Origin of the sequence: Pseudomonas sp. CFBP 13711, from assembly GCF_014842265.1 — a bacterium.
Classification (GTDB): domain Bacteria; phylum Pseudomonadota; class Gammaproteobacteria; order Pseudomonadales; family Pseudomonadaceae; genus Aquipseudomonas.
Window position 1 is genome coordinate 315593 of sequence record NZ_JACYVI010000009.1, and the last position, 6916, is coordinate 322508.

The following is a 6916-nucleotide window of genomic DNA, read 5'->3' on the forward strand; positions in this document are numbered from 1 at the left end:
CTACTTGTAAAATCATGCCAAAAGGCAGCTTGACATAAACGATTGGCACCTCTGGTTGAGCCGGTCTGCATCTTGCGTAATTAATTTGCCTGAGCAATGCCTGAGGTGCCGCCGCCTTCGCCACGTTTAAGCATTCGGCGATAGGAGGACGGAACCATATCGACTAGCAGAAAATTTTAATCGTGCCATGCACAAGCCTCATACATCGGTTTGATCACGCGCTACCCCACGCGCTCTTGCGTCTTTTCCTGTGTTCTTAGAGGGCTTACATGCTGTCAATAAAATGCGATCGCTTATTATGTCATTGCGTTTACTTGCCGGGCTGATCGTGTCGCCTGTTAAGAGAAGAGAGAGGGGAGGCATACCCTATTGCCGAAATACCCCTTGCGTGTCGATCGCCTTGATGGCTAGAGTTGGGCACCGAAAACCGCAGGTCACGCAATGGAACTGCTCGATATTTACCTCCCTCATTACCATTTTCGTGAGCGTCACGCCCTCGATATTCGCGCTACAGCCGCCCAAGTAATGGGGGCTGTCGAAAGCTACGATAGTACCGAGGATCGACTCGTTCGGGCGATGACCGCGTTGCGCGAGATGCCGCAGCGGTTAATTTGGAGGCTAGGTAATGCTCCCGCTAGCAATCGTCCGCCATTCAGTCTTGAAAACTTTACCAACCTTGGAACCATTCCTGATAAAGCTCTCGCATTAGGTCTGGCGGGGCGCTTTTGGAAGCTAGACTACGGCCAAGAAATCGTCCCGGATGCTGAAAGTTTTAAGCATTTCGAACAGCCTGGCGCGGCGCGTCTAGTGCTCGGATTCAGCGCCAATGAACTTGGTGACGGTCTCACCCGCCTTGTTACGGAAACACGCGTGCAGTGCCTTGATGCCGTTGCCCTGCGCCAATTTCGCCCGTATTGGTACCTGATACGCCCCTTCAGCGGGCTGATTCGTAGACGTGTGCTTAAAGCCATCAAACGGGAAGTGTGCAGGATTCATCGCTAAAATTCACCGCAACTTCGGAGGTATAGGTAACCGGCACTTCGAAGAACTTATAGCTGCCTTCATCCACTTATAAGATGTCGATGTTATCGCCGGCCGGCACGGTGCGCGGCTAACTCTTTTTCCTTAGTCGCGATGCTTGAGGCGCACTGAAAGCCTACAGTTGCGGGACTCAATACTCCCCTACTTGAAAGGCCAGCACGCCCGATCCTTCATGCTGGGACTTTGCCGGACGATCGTCAGCTTGACCTTCTGCGGAGAATCAGCCCGAGGAGGGTTAGAGGGGCTGTGCTGAAAGGTGACGATGTTGTGAGCGCCGGTCGGGATAAAGTTCTGATCATTGAAGCTGGTTTGCCGAGACCCGGGGTTCGGACCTGTGTCCAACGATGTTGGATTCGAGCGTATGACAGAGCCTCTGTCCGCCTCTGCGTTCAACACCTGGGCTTTGGACTCCATCGACGGGACTTGTCGGTGGGGCCCCGATCGGATTGCCCACAGCAAAGCGCTGACTCCAATGACACTGCCTATTGCTAGGCAAGCGACAAGACTTTGCACGCCACGCCTGTGGCCTCTTCGGGTAATTCGTTCCGGGGCATCACTGAGTTCTGCTTTCATCCATGACCTATCTGTGATCTCTTTTTGCACATCGGCAACATTCTGGAAGCGATCTTCCCGTTGAACTCTCGGACGCGAAAGACGCGCCCTGCTACTGCCAAAGACATGTGGTGCACAGCAGACTTTTCTCTAACTTTCTGCCTGAACTTCCAACTTGGCGCACAGCGCTTTCAGCATGACGTTGTTTTCAACTACTAAATCGATTTTCTCAACCTCACGTAAGCTTGTCGCCAAACGTGCGATCATTTCTGCGTTGAGGTTGCGGTTATTCACCACCGCGCAGTGTTCCAGCCGTTCGCGCAACTCTGTCGGCAGTCGGAATGGATACGGGGCAGATTGCTTTTTCGTACTCATCGACTTTTCCTACTAATTTTCAAAAAAAGCCGCTACCCAGCCTTTTGCACCGTTGTATTCATCACCGCCTTCGGCAATGAAAATGTGATCTGTTTCATTCACAGCGTATACGCCTGGACTCTCATCGCTCGCGTCACGCAAGGAATCCTTCCAGCCGTACACTGCGCCTTGCCAGATCAGCACGACGCCGCCACGATGATCCTGGTTAGCATTTCGCCATTTTCTGGCAGTTGCACTAAGCGTTTCACTAAGATTGGTCACGGCTGATTTTCCTGGACGATCTGAGGTCCGATGATGCCCTGTTACTACTGACAAAGCCCGCACGGGGAGGACTTGTGGTGGATGCAGCGACATGTCCGTTATTTGTGTTGGTGGTGGACTGGGTGACTTCTCGCCGTGGTTACCATCAGCCATCAAGCCCTCAGGCGCGATAGCCGCTTTTCCTGCTCGATCACGGTATTCCTCTACGGCCACAGCCCCACTCGTGACGGGAATTGGGCGTTGCTCAATTTTTCTTACCTACACAGCTGCATCGCAATGGCATCGAACTCACGGTCAAAGCTAGCTTTCTCTGCCGCGCTCAAGAAACCCTGCTGCTCGACGAACCGATTAGTTTCATTCCGGACGTTCTCTACACGCTTCACCATGCGCTGTGCTTCAACCTCGGTAATACCACGGCCTTTTCTTGAGGTACTGATATCGGCACTTAGAACATTCGCTCTTACTGAGATATGTGCTTGTCCTGGATCGCTGATCTGCCCGCCAGTCTCGCCGGCTGTTTCTTGTTGGTTTTGGATGTCACAGCTTGGAAGATTGAGGCTTTGCTGTGCAGCTGTAGCGGTCAGGCTAAAAACAAACAACGAAGTGAAGAAAATATGTTTCATGACTCATTCCCTTTGATCGGATGTCAATCACGCGTGCATGGCACACCACGACCTAGACGGTGCTGCCTGGCAATTGATTAAGGCGAATCTGCTGCATGGGCTCGGCTAGGATATTTTCCAGAACCGGCATAGCGTTTGTCAGGGTCGGGGCCTTCATGTGCGCTTGCAATGCCGCTTCATCGTCCCAGCTTTCGTAGGAAACAAAGCGGGTGGGGTCTTCGAGATCCGTCAACAGCGCATAGGCCTGGCACCCAGGCTCGTGCTGGAATTGCGGCAGGGCGGATTGCAGCAGGTTTTTCAATTGCGCTTCCTTGCCTGGCTTGGCTTTCATGATCGCGACGACGCTAAGAGGTGAAGTCATGTGGGGAGTCCTGGCAATGCCGGCGCCGGAATGGAGCCGTCAGCGCATGAGACATGCCACGTAAGGTATTCATTCAGAAAAAACAGGGAGGCTACTGTTACTGCGCCGCAACCCTTTTTCCCACTTTGTGACTATGGAACGCCCTCGACGCTTGTGGGTGATGACAGGGCTAGCCCTGCGAGCGGTCACGTTCAACTTGGCGGCGGCTCAGTAAGCCGGGGTCGCAAGGTCAGCGTTCTGAAGACGTAACTGAAGACTTGCGATTCTAGGAATCTCAGATAAATAGTGACGTTTGACACGTCTGTTTTGGGTCAGATGTCGCCGGTTGCGACGGACGTCTGGTGATCCATATTTGTCATACAGTAGGTACGTTTTGACCCAGCTGTAAGCCAAGGTACTGGCTGCTACGGTTTGACATCGCAGCAGCCAGAGGGCTGTTTTAGAAAGCTGCCTTCAGGCGAGCGCCGGCATAGGCCTGTGCTTCCTGAGCCTTTACCACCACCGCAGCGGTGCCGAAAAACTCGTGCGTCACGCCGTCATACAGCTTGCGCTCCACGCTTACGCCCTGGTTTCGCAACGCCAGCTCCAGCTGCGCACCGTCATCACGCAGCGGGTCGATCTCGGCATTGATCAGAGTCACTGGCGGCAGACCGTGAAGGTTGGCGTGCACAAGGTCCAAACGTGGATCCTTCAGATCGGCAGAGCTTTTGGTCACATTGGCCACGAACCAAAGCATCATGGGGCGATTGAGTGGCTTGGCGTCAGCGTACTTCAAGTACGACTCGGTGTTGGTCGTGGTCTGCCCCACTGGGTACACAGCAATCACACTCTTGGGCGAGGTCAGGCCCTGATCGCGTGCTGCCACAGCAGTGGCGAGCGCCAGATTGCCGCCGGCGCTTTCGCCGGCCAACGCCAGGCGTTTAGGGTCTCCGCCAATGCTAGCAGCGTTGTTAGTGAGCCAGCGGTAGGCAGCAACAGCGTCTAGATGGGCTGCCGGGAATTTATATTCAGGCGCGCGACGGTAGTCCACTGACACCACGATAGCATTGGCCTGCTTGGCCAGGCCGCGGGCGCCACCGTCATACACGGTACGGTCCGCGATCACCCAACCGCCGCCGTGGAAATACAGCACTACCGGGAATGGTCCGTTACCAGCAGGGGTATAGACGGTTGCTGGCAAGTTCCCTGCAGCACCGGCTACGGTGATCTCATGGGTTGCCACGCCCGGGACCAGTGCTGTGGGGCTGCTGTCACGCTCCTGGTCGGCCAGTACCCGCTTTACGCCATCAGCCACAGTAGGCTGTTTACGGGCTTCGTCCGGCGTGATCTTTTCAATGGCTTTAGGATCGAACGCCGCTTGGGCGTTAAGCACTTTCTGCATGTCGCTGTCAGTGCGGAACAAGCTTTTGGTCGAGCTGACAGCTAATTCCGACAAAGTAGGTTTTTCCGGATCGCGAGCGCAACCGGCTAAGGTTGCCAAGCTGACGGCGGTTACTGCAGCAACCAGGGTACAACGTATTGGATGGGACGAACGCATGGTGAATCCTCGATGAGTGCAGCTATGGCCACGAAAGTGGCGGCGGGCGCTGCAGAAGACGCGCCTACGCTTTGTCCGAGGAAAACAAGTAGCGTTCAAGGCAGACAGCATTCATACGGATCAGCGGTAGGGAGCTAAATCCAATACTACGCGCGAGTACTTTATAGGTTTCGTACACATAGACACGATTTAACGCTATTTTGTGACTGAAACCGTTCTCAGTGGTCTCTAGAGAATCAATCATGAGGACGATAAGCAGGAACTGACGAAAACCCATCAGAACGATCAGCGTCGGCTCACGTCGGTTGAATTTCAGACACAGGCCCAGGTTCCCGCCGCAGTGGAGTGGTTTGCTAACCTGGACAACCCTCGGACACGCCGCGCGTATCAAAATGACCTGGAAGACTTCTGTGGTTTTGTCGGCCTGGCTTCGGCCGATGAGTTTCGCGTTGTGACCCGATCGCGCGTTCTGGCCTAGCGTGCCCAGCTCGAGCATTGCGGTTGGGCGGGCGCCACGATCCGACGCAAATTGGCCGCCTGGCCAGCCTGTTTGATCACCTCCTGGAGAGCAATGCAATCGCTGGCGACAATCCAGTGCACGGAGTAAAACGACCGAAGATTGAAAGCAACGAAGGCAAGACACCAGCATTGGGTGATCACCAGGCGAAGGCGCTGCTTGAGGCGCCGGATAAAACCACGCTGAAAGGTCTGCGCGACCGGGCGCTATTGGCTGTTCTTCTCTACCACGGGCTGCGCCGTCAAGAAACGGCGCTGCTGCAGGTGAGCGACATCCAGGAGCCCCGTGGTATTCAGCATTTAAAGGTGCATGGCAAGGGCGGCAAGGTGCGCTACCTGCCAATGCACCCGGTGGCAGCGGGGCGCATTCACCAGTACCTGGAAAGCTCGGGGCATCATGTGGCGGACAGGAAGGTGCCGCTGTTCATACCGCGGCGAGGCAGGCTGGCGGGTCACGGCCGATGGCATCTATACCGTGGTGGCGGCTTAAGCGAAAAAGGCCGGGATTCAGGTCGACGGCCTGGGGGTGCATTGACTCAGAGCCACCGCAGCCACCAATGCCTTGGAGCATGAAGCCGATATCGCCAAGGTTCAGGCCTGGCTGGGTCATGCCGACATCAGCACGAAAAAGATCTATGATCGACGTGAGAACCGACCAGAGGATTCACCCACCTACAAGGTGAGGTATTAAATAGAAGGCCGGCAAGAAAACTGACAGGAGCTGCACGACCAGCTAGAGTCGCGATAGAACTTCAGGATCCGGAACTCCAGCTACGGAGCGTGAAACGTAAGCCTGCGGCCGACCGTAGTGATACCCCTGAGCATAGTTACACCCATTGCTGGCCAGCCATGATGGAAGGGAGGGTGAGTGAAAATCCTCGATGCCTTCCGCCGTCACTTTCATATTCAGGCTACGTGCCATCCCTAAAATAGCTTCTACCATTGGACGATGATCAGTCTTACCGAGCTCAAAAAAAGATCGGTCTATCTTGATTTTATCAATGGACAAACGTGTCAAATGGTAAAGGCCTGAGTATCCAGTGCCGAAGTCATCAAGTGCCACTGTGATGCCATGTGCGTGAAGTCTGTTCAGGTTGCGCTCGGCAGCTTCGATGTTACCGACCAAGGCCTCTTCGGTTATTTCGACCTCAAAGCGGTCAAATGGAAACTGCTCATGGCGCAACTGATCCAGGAACCGATCAGGAAAAAGCTCATCGGTGATCATTGCTGCACTGACGTTTAGCGAAAGATGAAGATGATCGTCCCAATCCCTGGCAGCGTTACAAGCTTGCTTAACGAGAGATTGAGTCATCATGGGGATCAACCCTAGGCGTTCAAGCGCTGGAATAAAATCAGCAGGCATCCCAGTGCTCCCATCTGGCTTGAGCCATCTGGCCAAGATCTCAAATCCGACGACTTCCTGAGAAGGCAGTGCAACAATAGGCTGATAGAATGGAACGATCTCATTCAGTTCCACTGCCTGTTTAAGCGCAGCGTCTTCATCGATTTGAGCCTGATATTGGAGCCCATGCTCTGTTTCGTAAAAATGGTAGGTTGAACGACCCGTAACCTTACCCCTGTACATTGCTACATCTGCGCAGTGCAATAGCGCTGAGGTTTCGGTAGCGTCGACCCACGAACGAGAGATGC

7 protein-coding genes and 1 pseudogene are annotated in these 6916 nt (G+C 54.4%); 2 read left to right on the plus strand and 6 right to left on the minus strand.

The window, feature by feature from the left end; all coding sequences use genetic code 11:
- Positions 1–441: 441 nt before the first annotated feature.
- A complete protein-coding gene (locus IFT47_RS18420; RefSeq protein WP_192173822.1) occupies positions 442–1002 on the plus strand; it encodes a hypothetical protein in 561 nt (186 codons plus the stop codon).
- Between the two features lie 741 nt (positions 1003–1743).
- Here IFT47_RS18420 and IFT47_RS18425 read toward each other — a convergent pair.
- The 5 genes from IFT47_RS18425 to IFT47_RS18445 form a co-directional block, all read right to left on the minus strand.
- Entirely contained in the window at positions 1744–1968 is a 225-nt protein-coding gene (locus IFT47_RS18425) for an Arc family DNA-binding protein (RefSeq protein ID WP_192173823.1), read from the minus strand.
- A gap of 12 nt (positions 1969–1980) precedes the next feature.
- Positions 1981–2229 (minus strand): hypothetical protein, encoded by a 249-nt coding sequence (locus IFT47_RS18430; protein ID WP_192173824.1) that lies wholly within the window; start codon positions 2227–2229, stop codon positions 1981–1983.
- Positions 2230–2483: 254 nt separating this feature from the next.
- Positions 2484–2852, minus strand: a complete 369-nt coding sequence (locus IFT47_RS18435; protein ID WP_192173825.1) for a hypothetical protein — start codon at positions 2850–2852, stop codon at positions 2484–2486.
- A gap of 52 nt (positions 2853–2904) precedes the next feature.
- On the minus strand, positions 2905–3213 hold the full coding sequence (locus IFT47_RS18440; RefSeq protein WP_192173826.1) for a putative quinol monooxygenase: 309 nt from the start codon (positions 3211–3213) through the stop codon (positions 2905–2907).
- Positions 3214–3652: 439 nt separating this feature from the next.
- Positions 3653–4750 (minus strand): alpha/beta hydrolase, encoded by a 1098-nt coding sequence (locus tag IFT47_RS18445; RefSeq protein ID WP_192176534.1) that lies wholly within the window; start codon positions 4748–4750, stop codon positions 3653–3655.
- Between the two features lie 235 nt (positions 4751–4985).
- Between IFT47_RS18445 and IFT47_RS18450 the strand changes: the two are divergent.
- Positions 4986–5957, plus strand: a pseudogene (locus IFT47_RS18450) (tyrosine-type recombinase/integrase).
- A gap of 42 nt (positions 5958–5999) precedes the next feature.
- Here the strand turns inward: IFT47_RS18450 and IFT47_RS18455 are convergent.
- Positions 6000–6916: EAL domain-containing protein (locus IFT47_RS18455; protein ID WP_192176535.1), on the minus strand; the 917-nt coding region annotated here is incomplete at its 5' end.